The sequence below is a fragment of the Streptomyces sp. enrichment culture genome (genome assembly GCF_964272855.1).
Lineage (GTDB): Bacteria > Actinomycetota > Actinomycetes > Streptomycetales > Streptomycetaceae > Streptomyces.
Map to the genome: position 1 here is coordinate 3,221,518 of NZ_OZ186847.1, position 18,248 is coordinate 3,239,765.

Consider the following 18,248-nt stretch of genomic DNA (forward strand, 5'->3'; position numbering starts at 1 on the left):
GTCGTTCGCTTGTCAGTCGGCCAGGTGGACGTCGAAGAGGTCTTCCGGGTCCGGCAGGTCAGTGAGGTCGTCAAGGTTGAGAACCCAGTCCTTGTCCTGGCAGCTGAGCGTGGGCAGCTCGTCGTCAACCTCGCCGTCACCCGGGTCGTCGGCCGCTTCGTCACCCGCGTCGTCACCCGCATCGTCGGCCGGCGGATCGAAGGTGCACCGGGGCTCGATGACGGCCTTGGCCGATGCCTTGGCGTACGTGTCCTCCGTGCCGGGGACGATGGAGTCCCCCACCGGCTCGTCGGTCTCGACTTCGACCTCGTAGCCGAGCAGCCCTGCCGGCCCGCACCCTTGCACGTGCGCGTCGTTCTGTGCCGCTAGCTCATGGGCTCGCCAGCACGAGTCGGTCACCTGCACGTCGCCGTCGAAGATGCCCTGCCACGCGGCTGGGTCCTTCAGGTTCTCCAGCCACTCCCCCGCCAGCTGGTCCCGTGCCTCCAGCGCCGCCGCGAGCGCTGCCGCGTCAGCCGCTGTCTGGGCCTCGTTCCTGGTTCCCGCGGCCTGGCCGACCGCAAGGTACGCGAACGCGAGAAAGAGCAGACCCGCCACCACCGTGATGTAGATGGGGAAGGCCTGCCCTGAGTCGTCTCGGCACCTCCGGCGCCTCATCAGCCGCCTGTGACTTCGGCAATCTTGGTCGTGATCGCGTCGAAGATCGTCTGCCCGATGTCCGTCCCCGTAATAGCCAGCACGATCGCCACCACCACCGCGATGATCCCCAGGTATTCCACCGCGGTCTGACCCTTGTCGTCGCTCCACTTGCGCATGGTGCTCCCCTTCGGATGTGCCGCTGTCGGTTCCGACGGGGGGAGGGTAGAGCGGGATGTGGGGAGGCTTCGAGGGTTCGTGGGCCCAAATCCGGGCCCATTTCGGGGTCATCGTGGGCCCCCCGGGGAGTCGGGGGCCGTGCCGAGCCACTTGGTGGTGGCTTCTGCGCGGCTGGTGCTGTGGAGCTTGGCGAAGATGCGGTTGATGTGGTTCTTGACCGTCTTCTCGCTGATGAAGCAGGTGGCGGCGATCTGCTGGTTGTTCATGCCGGATGCGATGAGGTCCATGATCTCCGCCTCCCTCGGGCTGAGCCGGTACCGCGTCCGGTCGGGGAACCGTTCCGGTGAGGACTGTGCCATAGATGGTTGCACTTGCGAAAGCGATTCCGGTGAAATTGGCGCCGGGATGGGGATAGTTGGGGGTAATGAAAGGTTTGCAAGCGCACTCTCTGTGTCTGCGCTGCCCTCCCTCAGCTGCGCCAGCAGCGCGCCCGCCGCCGTTGCCGTGAAGTGGGCCTTGCCCTCCTTGATGTCCCGTACCGCCGTCACCAGTTGGTCCGCCGTGAACTCGCCGTGGACGAGGTAGCCGCCCGCGCCGCGTCGCAGGGCCTCCTGGACGATTTCGGACTCGCGGCTGTACGTCAGCATCAGGACGGGGGCCAGGCGTACGAGGTACGGGAGCGCTGAGAGGCCGTCTACGCCGGGCATGCGGACGTCGAGGAGGATCACGTCGGGGCGGTGGGCCTGGGCCGCCTCGTACGCCTCGCGGCCGTCGGCGGCCTCCGCCACGACCGTGATGTCGGGGCGGCCGGTGAGCAGTGCGGTCAGGCCCGCTCGGACCACCGGGTTGTCGTCCGCGACGACGACGCGGAGGGTGGCCCGGGGTGGGGGGACGTCGAAGAGAGGCGGCATCGGGTGGCTCCTCATGCTGCTTCGCCTGGGGTGGTCGTCAGGGCCGCCAGGGGGAGGTCGAGGCGGACTTCCGTCCCCGTGGCGTGGGCGCCGCGGCCGATGCGGATGCGGGCGCCCACGGAGGCGGCGCGTTCGACCATGCCCAGGAGGCCGAAGTGGCCTGCCCGGCGGAGGTGTTCGAGGGTGGTGCCGGGGGGCAGGCCGTGGCCGTCGTCGTAGATGGTGAGGTGCAGTTGGTCGTCTTCGATGCCCGCTGTCACCTCCACCTTGGATGGGGACGCGTGGCGGTGGGCGTTTTCCAGGGCTTCCGCTGTGATCGTGAGGAGTTGGCGGGCCACCGCGGGTGGGACGGGGGGTAGGGCCCGGGCGCCCGTCGTGCGGTACGTCGTCGGGATCGTCGTACGTGAGGTGAAGTCACGTACTCGGTCGTCGAGTTGCGCTTGCAGGTCCGTGGGCTCGCTCGGAGGTGACTCGCGGCGCAGGTCCCTCAGGAGTTCTCGGGATTCTGCCGCCGCCCTGCGGGCCGAGCGGGACACGAGGTCTGCCTGTCGGCGGAGCGTGGCGGGGTCGGGGGCGGGGGCGCCTGCCGAGGCGGCCAGGCCGTCGGCGGCCAGGGCGACGCCGTGCAGGGTCTTGGCCACGGTGTCGTGGAGTTCGCGGGCGAGGCGGGCGCGTTCCTCCGCCACCGCCTCGGCGGCCGCCAGCCGGGCCTGGACCTCGGTCAGCGCCTGGGTGGCTTCGCCGAAGCGGAGCATGAGGTTGCGCAGGGTGGAGCCGACGGCTCCGGCGATGACGCAGAGGCCGGGCAGGAGCAGGGCCTCCGCGGGGGTCCTGTCGCCGCTGCGGGCCAGGGTCGCCTGGACGAGGAGCAGGATCAGCGACTGGAGGGAGGCGAAGCAGGCGGCACCGCGCCAGCTGTAGGCGAGGCCGGCGAGGAGCGGGGTGCAGACGCTGACGTAGGCGAGGGTGGTGTCCGGGCCCGCGGAGACCAGGAGGAGGGAGCCGAAGAGGGTGTCCGCGGCCAGGAGGGTCGGGTGGCGCAGGAGGAGGGGGCCGAAGCGTTCCCAGTCCCTGAAGAGGGCGTACGACGCCATGAAGGTGACGACGACCGCCGCGCCCACCAGGTTCGCCCCCAGGCCGGGGGCCGCGTTGAGGAGGGCGGCGGGGGCCGCCAGGGCGATCATGGCCAGGCGGAACCCGAAGACCTGGCGGCACAGCGCCTGGAGGGCGTTGATCTGGAGGGAGAGGGTGGGGGCAGGGCCCGGGACGGCAGCAGGGGCAGGGCTCGGGGCGGCAGCCGGGGCAGGAGCGGAGGGTTCCTGAACCGTGCCGGTCCGCTGTGCCTTCACCTCCACACCCGTCTGCGCCCCTACACCCGTCCGCGCCCCCACCACCCCCCGCCCCCGCCGCCAACGCAGTGACCCCCCACCCCGCCGCCCCGAAGCGCTTGTGATCGTCGCCATCTCTCACTCACCCGTGATGGTGCCGAAGTCCGTCCCGGAGCCCAGGAGCAGGCCCGCGGCGAGCAGCAGCATCGTTGCGGGGACCATGAAGGTGGTGATCATCATGGTGGCCTTGGGGACCGCGCGGGCCGCCTTGCGGCGGGCGTTCTGCGCGTCGGTGCGGCGCATGTCCTTGGCGAGCGCCACCAGGGTGTCGACGATCGGCGCGCCCAGTTCCTCGCCCTGCTGCAACGCCGTCACGAACATGGCGACCTGCTCGGAGTCGTTGCGGCGGCGCAGTTCCGCGAAGGCCTGGCGGCGGCTCATGCCGAGGTCCATCTGGCGGAGGGTGATGCGGATCTCGTCGGCCCAGGGGCCCTCGTAGCGGGAGGCGACCCGGTCGAGGGCCTGTCGGAAGCCGAGGCCCGCGCTCACGACGACCGCGAGGACGTCGAGGAAGTCCGGCAGGGTGCGTTCGATGACGTCCTTGCGGATGCGGATCGCCGACCAGATGCCGACCTCCGTCCAGAACGCGCCGAAGGCGAAGAGGAGCAGGGTCATCAGCACGTTGCCCTGGAGCAGGAAGATCAGGCCGCCGACGCCGCCCAGCGCGCCGTAGACGGCCCGCCTCGCCGCGTAGCGGTCTATGGTCAGGCCGCCGGGGTTGCCCGCCAGGTCGATCTTGCGGCGGTACTTGGCGACCTGCTTCGGGCCCATGAGGCGCAGTACGGCGGGTGCGTAGCGCATGCCGAGGCGGTCGACCAGCGAGTCGACCGCGCCGGTGCGGGTGGCGCCCACCTCCAGGGCGAGTGCCAGGTCGGTGGGCAGTTTGGCGTCCGCCCGGTACATGCGGATCCCGGCGAAGGCGCCCCAGACGCCGATGCCCATCAGCAGGGCCAGCAGCAGTGCCATGGTTCTCTCCCTCCTCCCGTTCCCTCGGTTTTCCTCAGACGTCGATCCGGGACATGCGGCGGATCAGCACGAACCCGACCGCGTACAGCGCGAACGCGATGATCACGCAGGCCTGGCCGACCGGGGAGCCGGTCATGCGGTCCAGGGCGCCGTCCTTCACGCCGTTCATGAGGAAGAGGGAGCCGATGCCCATGACGGGGACGGCGTACGACGTCATGTTCACCTGGGAGAGCTGGGTGCGGATCTCCCTCCGGGTCTCCTTGCGTTCCTCCAGCGTCTCGGTCAGGTTCCGCAGCGCCCCGACCACCTGGCCGCCCGCGCGGTTCGACAGCACGAGGGTGGTGACCAGGACGACGAGTTCCCGCGACGGAAGGCGTTCCGCCAGTTCTCCGAGCGCGTCGTCCATCGACGCGCCGACGGCCAGCTGGTTGGCCACCTTGGCGAGTTCCTCTCCGGCGGGGGCTTCCAGTTCCTCCGCCGCCATGCCGATGGCCGTGCGCAGCGCGAGGCCGGCGTGGGTGGCGTTGGCGAGTATGCGGGCGAGTTCGGGGAGCTGGTTGATGAACCTCTCGATGCGTTTCTGCCGCTGCCAGGTGAGGTACTGCAGCGCCGCCCAGGCGCCGAGCAGGCCCGCGATCGGGCCGAAGAACGGCGCCAGGGTGGCCTGGCCGATCAGCCACAGGCCCGCGACGGTGGCGAGCATCGCGGCGAAGAACTCGCCGGGGGTGATGTCGAGGCCGGTCGCCGCGAGGCGCAGTTCCAGGCGTCTGCCGAGTTTCGTGCGGCGCAGCCGCCGGTCGAGGTGGCGGAAGCGGCGTCGGCGTCCGGCGTACGGGATCTGGCCGGTGGCGGAGAGCCGGTCGACCAGGGCCTGGCGCTGGGCCCTGCCGGTGGCGTACGCGTGCAGGCCCACGACGGCGAGGACGCAGGTCAGCAGGGCGATGCCGGTCGTCAGACCGACGAGGGTGTTGAGTTCCATGACTACCTGGTCCATGCCTATCTGGCTTCTCGGGTGGCGAGCTGGTCCTCGGTGTGGGCGACGCCGAACGCCTGGGGGATGGGCTGGCTCGCCATGTAGAGGCGGTCGGCGGTGCGGCGCGGCAGCGGGAAGTACTGGAAGGTGCCGTGGACGCGGCCGTCGGACGTCATCGGCCGGGCGTCGAACCGGGCCACGGTGGCCAGGCGGTAGGGCTCTCCACCGTGGCTGTCGAGGACGGCGATCTCGGTGACGCGGCGGGCGCCGTCGGCGAAGCGGGTGAGCTGGACGATGACGTCGACAGCGCTGTTGATCTGGTCGTGCAGGGCGACGAAGGGGACTTCGACGTCGGACATGGACGCGAGGGTTTGGAGCCGCATCAGGGCGTCCTCGGCGCTGTTGGCGTGGACGGTGGCCAGCGAGCCGTCGTGGCCGGTGGACATGGCCTGGAGCATGTCCAGGGACTCGCCGCCGCGGACCTCGCCGACGACGATGCGGTCGGGGCGCATACGGAGGGAGTTGCGGACCAGGTCGCGGATGGTGACCTGGCCCTTTCCCTCGACGTTCGGTGGGCGGGACTCCAGGCGGATGACGTGCTGCTGCTGGAGCTGGAGTTCGGCGGAGTCCTCGATGGTGATGATCCGCTCGTACTCCGGGATGAGGCCGGAGAGGGCGTTGAGCAGGGTGGTCTTCCCCGTGCCGGTGGCGCCCGAGACGATGATGTTGAAGCGTGCCTGCACGAGCCCGGCGAGCAGGTACAGCATGTGCTCGTCGAGGGAGCCGAAGCCGACCAGCTCGTGCAGGGTGAAGGAGCGCGGGAAGCGGCGGATGGTGAGCGTGGGCCCGGTGAGGGAGAGCGGCGGGATGATGACGTTGACGCGCTCGCCGGAGGGGAGGCGGGCGTCGACCATGGGGTTCGATTCGTCGACCCGCCGGTTGACAGTGGACACGATCCGTTCGATGGTCTGCATCAGCTGGTCGTTCGACGCGAAGCGCAACGGGAGTTGTTCCACCCGGCCGCCGCGCTCCACGAAGATCGCGTCGGGGCCGTTCACCATGATCTCGGTGATCGAGGCGTCCTCCAGCAGCGGTTCCAGGATGCCGAGGCCCAGCGCCTCGTCGACCACTCTGCGGATCAGCTGGGAGCGCTCCACCGTGGACAGTACGGGGCCCTCGCGGCTGATGATGTGGCCGAGCACCCGCTCCAGCCGCGCCCGGCGTTCGGCGGCGGCCAGCGCGCTCATCTCCGCGAGGTCGATCTCCTCCAGGAGTTTGGCGCGGTAGGAGGCGACGAGGTGGCCGTCCTCGCCCCGAGTGCCGTGCTCCTCGGGGGAGTTGATGCGTGCCCGCAGGCTCATGGCTCCGGTGCTCCTCGGTCAGTGGTCGCGCGGCATGGTGGCGGACTTGTGGGCGTCGCCGAAGTCCCAGCCGGGGACGACGGAGGGGATGTCGACGGTCGCGGTGACCTCCACCTCGTCGCCGCCCCCGCCGCCGGTGCAGGTCGTCCCGTCGGCGAGCCAGCCGCTGACGGCGGCCTGGCAGTCCGCCGCGAACGGCCCGTCCAGGGAGGCGCTGCGGGCGCCGGCGCGGGCGGCCGTGCCGGCCTGCTGGGCGGCGTACGCGATCAGCCCGATCTGTACGGCGGCCAGCGCGACGAGGATCAGGATCGGGATGAAGCCGAGGTACTCGAGGGCGACTTGGCCACGGTCACGGCCCCTTCCTCGCCCCGGGTCCCTGTCGTACGGCGTCACGTACGGCATCTCAGTCCGTCTCCTCCTCGACCGCGCCGGCGTGTCCCTTCACCTCGAAGGGGAAGTCGGCGGCGCCGGGGAAGAGGACGGGCACCTTGAGGGTGACGTCGGCCGTGACATAGCCGCCCCCGCCCGCACAGCTCACCTGCGCGCCCCCCTCCCAGGCCCCCGGCAGCTTGTCCCGCCCGGCCGCCTCGCAGGCGCCCTGGCGCTCGCCCGGGGCCACCTCCGTGGCGGCGCGCACCGCCTCGTCCGCAGCGTTCCCCGCGAGCACGAAGGTGTACCCCACGAGTACGAACTGCCACAGCAGCACCAGTGTGATCAGGATCAGCGGGGTCATCCCCAGGAACTCGACGGTGACCTGGCCGCGGTCCCGGCTTCGCACCGGGCGCCTCCGTATCCGCCCGCGCATGCTCATCCCCCCGCGTCCCTGCGCCGCCGGAAGCCCGCCGCGCCCCGGTCGCCGCGGAACCGGCCGCCGGCCCGGCGGTCCCCGGCCGCCGGTTTGACCAGGCCGAGTTCGCCGGCGAGGCTCCACAGCGCCTGCTTGACCGTGCTTCTGGCGTCGAGTTCGTGCAGGCGGCCCGCGTCCACGACGGCCTGGAGTTCCTTGAAGTTGGCGGGGATCGCGGTGGCCGCCACGGCGGTGCCGGTGATCTTGCGGATGAGGGCGGGCTGGATCTCCGTACCGCGCGTGTGGCGGTTGACGACGACCGTGGTCTCCTCGGCCTTGCGGATCTGGAGCCGGTCCCACATGCGCACCGCGCGTTTGGCGCCGCGTACGGCGACCACGTCCGGGGTGGTGAGCAGCAGGGCGGTGTCGGCCATCTCGACGGCGGCCGCGCCGGCGCCGGTGAGCTGGGTGCCGCAGTCGACGACGACCGTCTCGTAGCGGGAGCGCAGGGCGCTGACGATCTGGCGGGCGGCGCGGTCGGTGACCTCCTCGCCGCGTTCGCCCTCGGCGGGGGCGAGCAGCAGGGCGAGGCCGGTGTCGTGGCGGAAGACGGCGTCGGCGAGGACGCGTGGCGATATGTCGGTGATGGCGGCGAGGTCGACGACCGAGCGGCGGAACTGGACGTCCAGGTAGGAGGCGATGTCCCCGGCCTGGAGGTCAAGGTCGACCAGGGCGGTGCTGCGGCCGGAGGTCTGGGCGGCGAGCGCGAGCTGGACGGCCGTGACCGTGGCGCCCACACCGCCCTTCGCGCCGCTGACGGTGACGACCGTGCCGCCGACGCCGGTGAACACGTCGCCGCCGTGGCCGAGGTGGCGGCGTACGCCGACCGACCACTGGGAGACGGCCTGGACCCGGCTGGCGAGTTCCTCGTAGCCGAGCGGGAGGGTGACCAGGCCGCGGGCGCCGGAGTCCATGGCGGCCTGGAAGAGGCCGGGGCTCGCGTCCGAGGTGACGAGGATGACGCCGACCGCCGGGAAGCGGAAGGCGACCTCGCGGATCAGCTCCAGGGCGGGGACGGGGCCGATCCGCTCGTGTACGACCACCACCTCGGGGAGTTCGTCGACGGACTCGGCGGCCAGCCGGGCGAGGGTGTCGACGAGCTGGGTGGAGTCCACCACCGGGGCCACCGGCTCGGCGTCCGGGAGCTGGCTGAGCAGGGTGGTGACGGAGCGCGCCGCGTCCGCGTCGCCGACCGCCGGCAGGATCCTCGTGGGCATACGGGCCTCTCACTTGTCCTTCGCGAGTTCGTACGTCCGGTCCTCTTCGGGGATCGCGGAGTCGCCGCCGGGCGCGACCAGGGCGAGCCGGACACGCTGGGCGAAGGACTCGGCGTAGGTGATGCGCTGGGCGTCGAGGGCGGACAGGGCGAAGGTGATGGGGACGGCGTCGGTGGGTTCCCGGCCCCGGTCGTTCTCGTCGGGCGTCAGGACGGTCAGCTCGCCGACGTCGATGACCCGGGCGTCGGTGACGATGATCTTGGACTGGTCGGGGTCGCCCTCCCGCTCGCCCTCGAAGGTGGCGTAGACGTTGACCCGGGAGCCCGCGGTGATCTTCCCGGCGACGCCGGTCGCTGCGTCGATCATGATGGCGACCTCCTGCTCGCCCGGTTCCAGGGCGGGCCGCTTCACGATCATGTCGGTCTGGAGCAGGGAGCCCTTCTGCAGCGTGGTGACCGCGATCTTGCCGCGGATCTCGGACAGGTCGCGGACCGCGTTGGGCGACAGCCACCGCTCGGGCATCGAGACCTTCTCGAACTGGGCGGCGGACAGCGGTGTGTAGGGCTCGATCTGCTGCTTCAGGCGGTACGCCGCGACCTCGGGGCCGACCTTGGACTTCACGTCGTTGACGACGGACAGGACGCCCGCGAACGCGCCCAGGGCGCACAGGACGGAGAGGAGGAGCAGTATCACGCCGCGGCGCTGACGGGAGTTCATGAAGCGGGCAACCTCATCGGGGGGTGGCGGTCGGGGCTTCTCGGGTGCTCACCCGGCGGTGAGCTGGTGGTGCTGCGCGGGAGGTGGCGCGGTGGCGGAGCAGAACACGCAGCGGTCGCCGATGACGTCGATGCCGCACCAGCGGCAGCTGCTCTGCCGGACCGAGCCGACCAGCTGGTAGAGGACCGACAGGTCGGGCAGGTAGGAGCAGAACTCGATCAGCTTCCCGGTCCCCCACCAGGCGGGCGACTCGGCGGGCAGCGCCGTCTCCCGCAGGCCCTGCACCTTCCAGGACGGCCCGAGGGTGCCCGTGACCCAGTCGGACTGGAGCTGCCCCTTGGCGGTGAGCATCCAGGTGCCGAACTCGGGGCCGGTGAGGGCGGCGCCGGGGGCGAGGCGGACGAGCTGCGGCTGCGGGTGCGCCACGACGGCGAACTGGCTGCCGGGCACCCAGGACTTGGCGTGCGCCTTGAGGTCGACGGGGACCCGTTCGAGGCGGGCGACCGAGCCGAGCAGCGCGCCGGCGTGGATGTAGTGGGTGAGCAGCCGGCCGGCGGAGGCGAGGACGCCGGGGCCGAGGTCGCAGGAGGCGAGCTGGCGCAGCTGCCGGGCGAGGACGGCGACGCCGAGCGGCGGCAGTTCCGGCTTGAAGAGGGCGATCCGGTCGGTCTCCAGCAGGGAGCGGACGGTGCGCAGCCGGCGTTCGACGGCGGCGGGTGCGGCCGCGGAGTGGACGACGACGAGGTGGCCGTGGGTCTCCAGGACGGCCACGACCTCGGCGAGCACCTGCTCCAGCGGACGCCGGTCCAGGTCCTTCAGCACGACCGCGGGCAGCGTCCGCTCGTCCTGCGCCGGCAGCGCCAGGTCGGCGCTGGTCACGGCAATGGCAGTTGGCACGCGCAGCTCCCCGTCTCGCGCCGGTCGGTCCGCCGGGGTGACTCCGACGCACCGAGATGACTTCATTGCGTGACTACGTCAGCACTGTATCCACGCCTCTGCGACCGGAGAACAGCGTTTGTGTAGCTCGCGAGCAACTGCCTTCGCACAAGTCACGCCAAAACGGGACAGGTTGTGTGCACCGGGGACCCGAAGCGGCACCCTTTCGAAGCATCCCCCAGAAACCGGGAGTTTGGTCTGGACCTCTTGACAACTCAATTGGCCTAGACCAACTTTGAGGGGTCAGCGGTGGCCACCGTCGTCCCGAAGGACCCACGACCCCCACTCCCCAACGGAGGCCCCAGTGGACCTCGTACACAGACGGAGAAACAGGCGCATACGCCTGTGGTCCGGCGCCGCCACCGCCGCCCTCGCCCTCTCCCTCACCACCGCCGTCCAGGCGTCCGCCGCAGACATCAACAACGCGAAGAACGCGGGCTTCGAATCGGGTCTGAGCAACTGGACCTGCTCCGCGGGCAGCGGAACGACCGTCACCTCCCCCGTGCACGGCGGCTCGGCCGCGCTCAAGGCGACGCCCGCCGGGCAGGACAACGCCCGCTGCTCGCAGACGGTCGCCGTCAAGCCCAACTCGACGTACACCCTCAGCGCCTGGGTCCAGGGCGGTTACGCCTACCTGGGCGCGACCGGCACCGGCACGACGGACGTCTCGACGTGGACCCCGGACAGCACGTCCTGGAAGCAGCTGCGGACCACCTTCACCACCGGGTCCTCGACGACCTCGGTGACGATCTACACCCACGGCTGGTACGGCCAGGCGGCGTACCACGCGGACGACATCTCCGTCTTCGGCCCCGACGGCGGCGGTGGCACCGACCCGGGCCCGACCATCCCGGGCGCCCCGAGCGGCCTGACGGTCGCGGGCACGACGTCGTCGTCCGTCTCCCTCAACTGGAACACGGTGTCCGGCGCGACCGGCTACAACGTCTACCGCAACGGTACGAAGGTCACCGCGGTCACCGGCACTTCTGCCACCGTGACGGGCCTCGCGGCCTCCACGTCGTACTCCTTCCAGGTCACGGCGACGAACGCGGCGGGTGAGTCACCGAAGTCGGCGACGGTGAACGCGACGACCTCCCCCACCGGCGGCGGAGGCGGCGGCGGCTCCGTGCCCAAGCACGCGGTGACCGGCTACTGGCAGAACTTCAACAACGGCGCGACCGTGCAGAAGCTGTCGGACGTCCAGGCGCAGTACGACATCATCGCGGTCGCCTTCGCCGACGCCACCGGGACGCCGGGCGCGGTGACGTTCAACCTGGACTCGGCGGGGCTGGGCGGCTACACCGTCGACCAGTTCAAGGCCGACATCAAGGCCAAGCAGGCCGCCGGCAAGAAGGTCGTCATCTCGGTGGGCGGCGAACGCGGCACCGTCACCGTAAACGACTCGACGTCCGCGACGAACTTCGCCAACTCGGTCTACGGCCTGATGCAGACGTACGGCTTCGACGGCGTCGACATCGACCTGGAGAACGGCCTCAACGCGACGTACATGACGCAGGCGCTCCGGTCCCTGTCCGCGAAGGCGGGCCCGTCGATGGTCCTCACGATGGCCCCGCAGACCATCGACATGCAGTCGACCTCGAACTCGTACTTCCAGACCGCGCTGAACGTGAAGGACATCCTCACGGTCGTCAACATGCAGTACTACAACAGCGGTTCCATGCTGGGCTGCGACGGCAAGGTCTACAGCCAGGGCTCGGTGGACTTCCTGACGGCGCTGGCCTGCATCCAGCTGGAAGGCGGCCTCGCCCCGTCCCAGGTGGGCCTGGGCCTGCCGGCGTCGACGCGGGGCGCGGGCAGCGGGTACGTCTCGCCTTCCGTGGTGAACAACGCGCTGGACTGTCTGACGAAGGGCACGGGGTGCGGGTCGTTCAAGCCCTCGCGGACCTACCCCGACCTGCGGGGCGCGATGACCTGGTCCACGAACTGGGACGCGACGGCGGGCAACGCGTGGTCGAACGCGGTGGGGCCGCACGTGCACGCGCTGCCGTAGCCGAGCCGGAGTCCACGGATCGGATCGAAGCCGTGGACCGAAAACGTGTGAGCCGCTTTGCTCTCCGTAACCACCCCATGTGATCTTTGGGAACATGAGTACGGAGGGGGAAGCCGTCGACCTGATTGACGTCGTGCGGCGGGCGCGGGAGGGACTGGCCCCGCCGCAGGACGTCTTCGACGCGTTCATCAGGGCACGGGTGTACTGCGAACGACCGGACGAGCCGGGCTTTCTCACGGTGCCCGCATCGGCGGCCGGGGCGACGACACCTGGCGAGGGCCCGCGTTCGAGTCTCCTGGACCTGATGGACGCCGAAGACAGGCGGGATGCGGCGAAAGCCGACCGCCTGATCCCCGTCTTCTCCTCCCTCGACCAGTTCGCCCTGTTCGCGGGCGAGGGCCCGTGGTTCTCCACCACCGGCGCCGACGTACTCGACCTCCTGCCACCCGGACTGGACGTGTGGCTGGACCCGGCCGCGGACCACGCGGTGCGGCTGGCGTCGGCGGCCATCGGCGACACCGAGCCGGTGCTGCACATCTCGTACCGGAACGGGGGGAGCACGACGGCATGAGCGGTGAATCCTGGCTGGTACCCAGAGGCGCCGACGGCGGCGACTTCAAGTACGAGGTGCAGTTCCTCCAATCGATAGCCCGCCCCTTGGAGGAGTCGACCGAGGCGGCACGCAAACTCGCCGGCGAAAGCGCCGAACAGCGACTCGAGTTCATGGCGCTGAACACGCTCGACAAGACCGGCGCGAGCGAGGTGACGGACGCCGTCGACTCCTTCCTCGCCAAGTGGAGCCACGGCCTCGGCTGCATCGCGGACGACGCCGACGTGATCGTGGCCGCGCTCGCCTCCGTGATCAACACCTTTCTCGTCACCGATACGAAGGTGGCGTACGAGGCGCGGATGGTCGAGCTGCAGAAGCAGCAGAAGGACGACCGGCCGGTGACGTCGTGGCTGGAGGGGCACGGCATCACGGGCAAGGAGCAGCAGTTCAGGCCGCGTACGGAGAGCACTGAGCAGGGCACCGGCGGGGAGTAGAGGCGTAAACGATGACCGAGAAGAGTTTCCGCCGCCGGGCATGGATCGCCGAAGGGGACACCGTCCAGGACTGGATACCCGGCAAACCGTCCGAACTGGACGAGCTCATCAAGAAGCTGGCCGGCGCGGCGGCGCACTTCGGCCAGGGCGCGGAACAGCTGCGCAAGCTGAACACCGACCCCTGGCAGGGCGAGGCGGCCGAGGTGTTCCGCGACACGGTCAAACGCCTCCCCAAGGACCTGGACACGGCGCTGGACGCGTTCGTCGCGGCCAGCCTGGCGGTGCTGGCCTACCGGAACACCCTCGACACGGCCCAGCGCCTCACCGCGCAGATCATCGACAACGAGGCGCCGACCGCCCGTGAGCTGTCGCGCACGTACGACAAGGCGGTGACGGACTACAACGCGGCGGTGAAGGCGGGCGACACGAAGGCGGGCGACACGGCAGGCGCCACCAAGCCGCCGTCGGCCGACCCGGGCAAGACGCTGATGGCCGACTTGGTCGGCAGGATCCAGACCGCTCAGGGCGACGTCGAGGAGGCGGCGGCCACCGCCAAGCGGGAGTTGGGGAAGGCCGCGGAGAAGGCGCCGAACCGCCCGAGCGCGTGGTCCCGCTTCAAGGGCGGTGCGAAGGAGGCCGCGGAGGACTTCGGCGACTTCGCCCTCGCGGTGAACCCCGGCCGCCTGCTGACCGAGCCCGGCGCCTACCTCCACGACGCCGGGATGGTCATCGACGGCGGCATCGGGGCCGTCCGCGACCCCGTCGCCTTCTCGAAGGACTTCTACCAGGGCACGGTGAACACCTGGGACGCGTTCGAGAAGGACCCGGTGCGGATGCTGGGCTACTTGGCGCCGAGCCTGGCCGGCGGGGTTGCGGTGGGCGGATCGGCGGGGCTCGCACGTCGGCTGGACGGGGTCAATGGACTGGGCAAGGACACCGGCCTGGGCACCGGCGCGAGCCACCTCAACAATTCCGAACCGGGCGCCCACAGCGAGCCCGGCCAGCGTGTGGCCAACAACCCGACCGACCCCGTCGACCTCGCCACCGGCAAGATGTACCTCCCCCAGACGGACATCACGCTGCCCGGCACCCTCCCGCTGGTCTTCAAACGCCGCGCGGAGTCCGGCTACCGGGCGGGCCGCTGGTTCGGCCCGTCATGGTCCAACACGGTGGACCAGCGCTTGGAAGTGGACGAGGAACGCATCGTCTTCGTACACGAGGACGGCCTGCTCCTCGCCTACCCGCACCCGGAGCCCGGTGGCGAGCCGACCCTGCCGACCGAGGGCCCGCGCTGGCCCCTGCACCGGGACCCTGAGGGGTACCGGATCACCGACCCGTCGACCGGCCGGGTCTGGCACTTCGAGGACCAGACGGACGCCCACGCCCGGCTGGAACAGATCGACGACCGCAACGGCAACTGGATCACCTTCGAGTACGACAAGGACGGCGCCCCGGCCGCGATCGCCCACAGCGGCGGCTACCGCATCCGCATCACGACCGAGGACCACCGCATCACGGCCCTGCACCTGGCCGGCGCCGACCAGGAACTGATCCGCTACGGCTACTCGGAGGCGGGCGACCTGACGGAGGTCGTGAACTCATCGGGACGGCCCCTGAAGTTCACGTACGACGAGGCGGGCAGGATCACCTCCTGGACCGACACGAACGACCGCGGCTACACGTACGAGTACGACGACCGGGACCGCTGTGTCGCGGAGGGCGGCGCAGAGGGCCACATGACCCTGCGCCTGGAGTACGGCGACCGCGACCCGCACACGGGCCTGCGGACGACGACGGCGACCACGGGTGCCGGCCACGTCCACCGCTACCTGGTGAACGATCTGTGCCAGGTGGTCGCCGAGACCGACCCGCTGGGCGCGACCATCCGCTTCGAACGGGACCGCCACAACCGCGTCCTGTCCCGCACGGACCCGCTGGGCCACGTCACGTCGTTCCGCTACGACGAGGCGGGCAACCTGGCGTCGGTCGTCCGAGCCGACGGCCGGGAGACGACGGCGGAGTACAACGAGCTGGCGCTGCCCGTCCGGGTGGTGAACACGGACGGCACGGCCGTACGCCAGACGTACGACGACCGGGGCAACAGGACGGCGGTGACGACCCCGGCAGGCCACACCACCCGCTTCACCTACAACGAGGCCGGCCACCTCACGTCGGTGACCGACCCGCTGGGCCACACGACAACGGTCCGCTGCGACGCGGCAGGGCTCCCCGTGGAGATCACGGACCCTCTGGGCGCGATCACCCGCTACGGCCGTGACGCGTTCGGCCGACCCGTCACGATCACGGACCCGACCGGCGCGACGACCCGCCTGGAGTGGACGGTAGAGGGCCGCCTGTCCCGCCGTACGGCCGCCGACGGCACAACAGAGAGCTGGACGTACGACGGCGAAGGCAACTGCACCACCCACACCGACCCGATGGGCGGTGTCACGCGCTACGAGTACACCCACTTCGATCTACTGACGTCCCGTACGGGCCCGGACGGCGTCCGCTACGACTTCGACCACGACAAGGAACTGCGGCTGACGAAGGTCACCAACCCGCAGGGCCTGACATGGACGTACGAATACGACCCGGCCGGCCGTCTGATCACGGAGACGGACTTCGACGACCGCCGCCTGACGTACGAGTACGACGCGGCGGGCCGCCTGACGTCGCGGGTGAACGCGCTCGGCGAGACCGTCTGCTTCGAACGCAACGAACTGGGTCAGGTGCTCCGCAAGGACGCCGCGGGCCAGGTCACGACCTTCGCGTACGACCAGACGGACCAGCTCGCGGAGGCGACGGGCCCGGACGGCACGACCCTGGCACTTTCACGGGACGAGTTCGGCCGCCTGCTCTCGGAGACGGTAGACGGCCGGACACTCACATACACCTACGACGACCTGGGCCGCCGAACGGGCCGCACGACCCCGACCGGCGCGACGACGACCTGGGGGTACGACGCGGCGGGGCGCCGCACAGGCATGGTCGCCTCGGGCCGCGCGATCGACTTCACCTACGACGCGGCAGGCCGCGAACTGACCCGTCGGATCGGCGCGACGGTCACCCTGGAACACGCCTTCGACCAGCTCGGCCGCCTGACGACGCAATCGGTGACCGGAGCTGGCGGGACGCGGATCCAGCACCGCTCGTACACGTACCGCGCCGACGGCAACCTGATCGGCATCGACGACCAGCTCTCCGGCCCGCGCCGCTTCGACCTGGACCCGGCGGGCCGGGTGACGGCGGTGCACGCGGCGAACTGGACGGAGACGTACGCGTACGACGCGGCGGGCAACCAGACGTCGGCGTCCTGGCCGGCGTCGCACCCCGGCGCGGAAGCGGTGGGCGACCGCGAGTACACAGGCACCCGCATCACCCGGGCCGGCCGAGTCCGCTACGAACACGACGAACTGGGCCGCGTCACCCTGCGCCAGAAGCCCCGCCTGTCCCGCAAGCCGGACACCTGGCGCTACGAATGGGACACCGAGGACCGCCTGACGTCGGTGACGACCCCGGACGGCACGCGCTGGCGCTACACGTACGACCCCCTGGGGCGCCGCACGGCGAAGCTCCGCCTGGCGGAGGACGGCGAAACAGTGGTCGAGCGGGTGCTGTTCACCTGGGACGGCACGACCCTGTGCGAACAGACCACGACCTCTCCGGACCTGCCCAACCCGGTCACCCTCACCTGGGACCACCAGGGCATGCAGCCCATAGCCCAGATCGAGCGCATTCTGGCTGCCGATTCCCCCCAGGAGGAGATCGACTCCCGTTTCTTCTCTATCGTCTCGGACTTGGTCGGCACCCCGACCGAGCTTTTCGACGAGCAGGGGAGAATTGCATGGCGAACACGAAGCACCCTGTGGGGCACCACCGCTTGGGCATCGAACAGCACCTCGTACATACCTCTCCGCTTCCCGGGCCAGTACTACGATCCGGAAACGGGGCTGCACTACAACTATTTCAGACACTACGACACCGAAACCGCCCGCTACCTCAACCCCGACCCCCTCGGCCTCAGTCCCGCCCCCAACGCGGCCACCTACGTCCGCAACCCGCACCGCCTGACTGATCCTTTCGGGCTGGCCCCCTATGAGAACAAGCTACCTGAGCTGCTCGAAGGTGAATTGGCGCAGGCGGAGAGGCTTGGCGTAGGGCCGCTACGGGTGGGCGACAGTGGATTTGACGAAGCAATCAACTCCGGAACAATCAAGTGGGTTGTCGATCAATACGGCGAGCTGCTCGTCATGCCTAAGCATGTTAACGGAGTGGAGCTCAAGCATCCCGTGCTGACCCGCGGAGGACCAGTGCATGCTGCGGGTGAAGCAGAACTGGCCGGAGAAAGCGGCAGCTACTTCGGTATAGACATAAACAATAACAGTGGCCACTATTTGCCTTCCCTGGAAAGCCTCCAGGTAGGAAAGGATGCGTTCGAACGTGCAGGGATCATCTTCCTGGAATGACGAGCCATCAGCGCAGAACTTCGCACTGAGAAACATGTCTCGCCGATCCATTGAAGAGCTGGAACAGGTCGCCGCCCGGGCCGGGCACGGCAACACTGACCGGCAACTATGGGAAACCTTGCGAGAATTGGCTGTCGGGCGGATGGAGGATGCCCGTCTGCCCACTGAGATGCGCCTGCGATGGGCCCACCTTGCCCTTGCGGCGATTCAGCGCAAGACGGAAGCATCCGAGACGGACAGGAAGGCAGCCCTGACCGACGAGGCCTACGTTCGCGTCAACGCCATCCGATCATTCGGGGCCACACAGGACCGTGGGCTTCGCGACCCGGCCGATCTCTGCGAAGCCGTCTTCCGGGAGATCGGGAGGACACCCGACGAGCTACGCACCGACGCCGTGCACTGGCGGACCTTGCCCCGCCAGGAGGTGCTGCAACTCCGGCGCGTCAAAAACTTGTTGACCCCCTTGCGCTGCGTCGAGGGCTTGTTCCCCATGAGTGATCCTTTGCACGGGAAGCTTTCAGCATGGCTGTCCTTGATCCCGGACCTGCCATGAAGTCACGACCGCGAGGGAAGCTGCAGTCCATTCGTGGAG

General features: G+C 70.0%; 17 protein-coding genes. 5 read left to right on the plus strand and 12 right to left on the minus strand.

Annotated features, from left to right (window positions below):
* Nucleotides 1–12 precede the first annotated feature (12 nt).
* From ACSU6L_RS13560 to ACSU6L_RS13615, 12 genes are all read right to left on the minus strand, one after another.
* Nucleotides 13–657, minus strand: a complete 645-nt coding sequence (locus ACSU6L_RS13560; RefSeq protein ID WP_437056706.1) for a pilus assembly protein TadG-related protein — start codon at nt 655–657, stop codon at nt 13–15.
* Nucleotides 657–815: a Flp family type IVb pilin gene (locus tag ACSU6L_RS13565; RefSeq protein WP_437056708.1), complete on the minus strand. Its 159-nt coding sequence runs from the start codon at nt 813–815 to the stop codon at nt 657–659. The genes ACSU6L_RS13560 and ACSU6L_RS13565 overlap by 1 nt, the downstream gene beginning before the upstream one ends.
* Before the next feature lie 108 nt (nt 816–923).
* Nucleotides 924–1,742, minus strand: coding sequence for a response regulator (locus ACSU6L_RS13570; RefSeq protein ID WP_437056710.1), 819 nt, complete (start codon nt 1,740–1,742; stop codon nt 924–926).
* On the minus strand, nt 1,739–3,190 hold the full coding sequence (locus tag ACSU6L_RS13575; RefSeq protein WP_437056712.1) for a sensor histidine kinase: 1,452 nt from the start codon (nt 3,188–3,190) through the stop codon (nt 1,739–1,741). Before ACSU6L_RS13575 ends, ACSU6L_RS13570 begins: the two co-directional genes overlap by 4 nt.
* Nucleotides 3,191–3,193: 3 nt before the next feature.
* Nucleotides 3,194–4,081 carry a DUF5936 domain-containing protein gene (locus ACSU6L_RS13580; protein ID WP_437056714.1) on the minus strand — a complete coding sequence of 296 codons (888 nt, stop codon included), beginning with the start codon at nt 4,079–4,081 and terminating at the stop codon, nt 3,194–3,196.
* 34 nt (nt 4,082–4,115) lie between these two features.
* Nucleotides 4,116–5,060: a type II secretion system F family protein gene (locus tag ACSU6L_RS13585; protein ID WP_437064874.1), complete on the minus strand. Its 945-nt coding sequence runs from the start codon at nt 5,058–5,060 to the stop codon at nt 4,116–4,118.
* Between the two features lie 17 nt (nt 5,061–5,077).
* Nucleotides 5,078–6,415 (minus strand): CpaF family protein, encoded by a 1,338-nt coding sequence (locus ACSU6L_RS13590; RefSeq protein WP_437056716.1) that lies wholly within the window; start codon nt 6,413–6,415, stop codon nt 5,078–5,080.
* Nucleotides 6,416–6,433: 18 nt separating this feature from the next.
* Entirely contained in the window at nt 6,434–6,817 is a 384-nt protein-coding gene (locus tag ACSU6L_RS13595) for a TadE/TadG family type IV pilus assembly protein (RefSeq protein ID WP_437056718.1), read from the minus strand.
* A gap of 1 nt (nt 6,818) precedes the next feature.
* On the minus strand, nt 6,819–7,220 hold the full coding sequence (locus ACSU6L_RS13600; RefSeq protein WP_079186802.1) for a TadE family protein: 402 nt from the start codon (nt 7,218–7,220) through the stop codon (nt 6,819–6,821).
* Nucleotides 7,221–7,222: 2 nt separating this feature from the next.
* Nucleotides 7,223–8,479, minus strand: coding sequence for an AAA family ATPase (locus ACSU6L_RS13605; protein ID WP_437056720.1), 1,257 nt, complete (start codon nt 8,477–8,479; stop codon nt 7,223–7,225).
* 9 nt (nt 8,480–8,488) lie between these two features.
* Nucleotides 8,489–9,196, minus strand: a complete 708-nt coding sequence (gene cpaB / locus ACSU6L_RS13610; protein WP_437056722.1) for a Flp pilus assembly protein CpaB — start codon at nt 9,194–9,196, stop codon at nt 8,489–8,491.
* Nucleotides 9,197–9,244: 48 nt separating this feature from the next.
* Nucleotides 9,245–10,159, minus strand: a complete 915-nt coding sequence (locus ACSU6L_RS13615; RefSeq protein ID WP_437056724.1) for a hypothetical protein — start codon at nt 10,157–10,159, stop codon at nt 9,245–9,247.
* Between the two features lie 277 nt (nt 10,160–10,436).
* Between ACSU6L_RS13615 and ACSU6L_RS13620 the strand changes: the two genes are divergently transcribed.
* The 5 genes from ACSU6L_RS13620 to ACSU6L_RS13640 all read left to right on the plus strand — a co-directional run bounded on the left by ACSU6L_RS13620 (nt 10,437) and on the right by ACSU6L_RS13640 (nt 18,209).
* Nucleotides 10,437–12,143: a chitinase gene (locus ACSU6L_RS13620; RefSeq protein ID WP_437056726.1), complete on the plus strand. Its 1,707-nt coding sequence runs from the start codon at nt 10,437–10,439 to the stop codon at nt 12,141–12,143.
* A 94-nt stretch (nt 12,144–12,237) separates the two neighbouring features.
* Complete coding sequence (locus tag ACSU6L_RS13625; RefSeq protein ID WP_437056728.1) at nt 12,238–12,714, plus strand: SseB family protein; 477 nt, start codon at nt 12,238–12,240, stop codon at nt 12,712–12,714.
* The gene (locus tag ACSU6L_RS13630) at nt 12,711–13,187 is read left to right on the plus strand and encodes a hypothetical protein (protein ID WP_073940291.1); all 477 of its coding nucleotides are present in this window, start codon (nt 12,711–12,713) and stop codon (nt 13,185–13,187) included. Before ACSU6L_RS13625 ends, ACSU6L_RS13630 begins: the two co-directional genes overlap by 4 nt.
* A gap of 11 nt (nt 13,188–13,198) precedes the next feature.
* The gene (locus ACSU6L_RS13635) at nt 13,199–17,656 is read left to right on the plus strand and encodes a putative T7SS-secreted protein (protein WP_437056730.1); all 4,458 of its coding nucleotides are present in this window, start codon (nt 13,199–13,201) and stop codon (nt 17,654–17,656) included.
* On the plus strand, nt 17,619–18,209 hold the full coding sequence (locus tag ACSU6L_RS13640) for a hypothetical protein (protein WP_437056732.1): 591 nt from the start codon (nt 17,619–17,621) through the stop codon (nt 18,207–18,209). The genes ACSU6L_RS13635 and ACSU6L_RS13640 overlap by 38 nt, the downstream gene beginning before the upstream one ends.
* Nucleotides 18,210–18,248 lie beyond the last annotated feature (39 nt).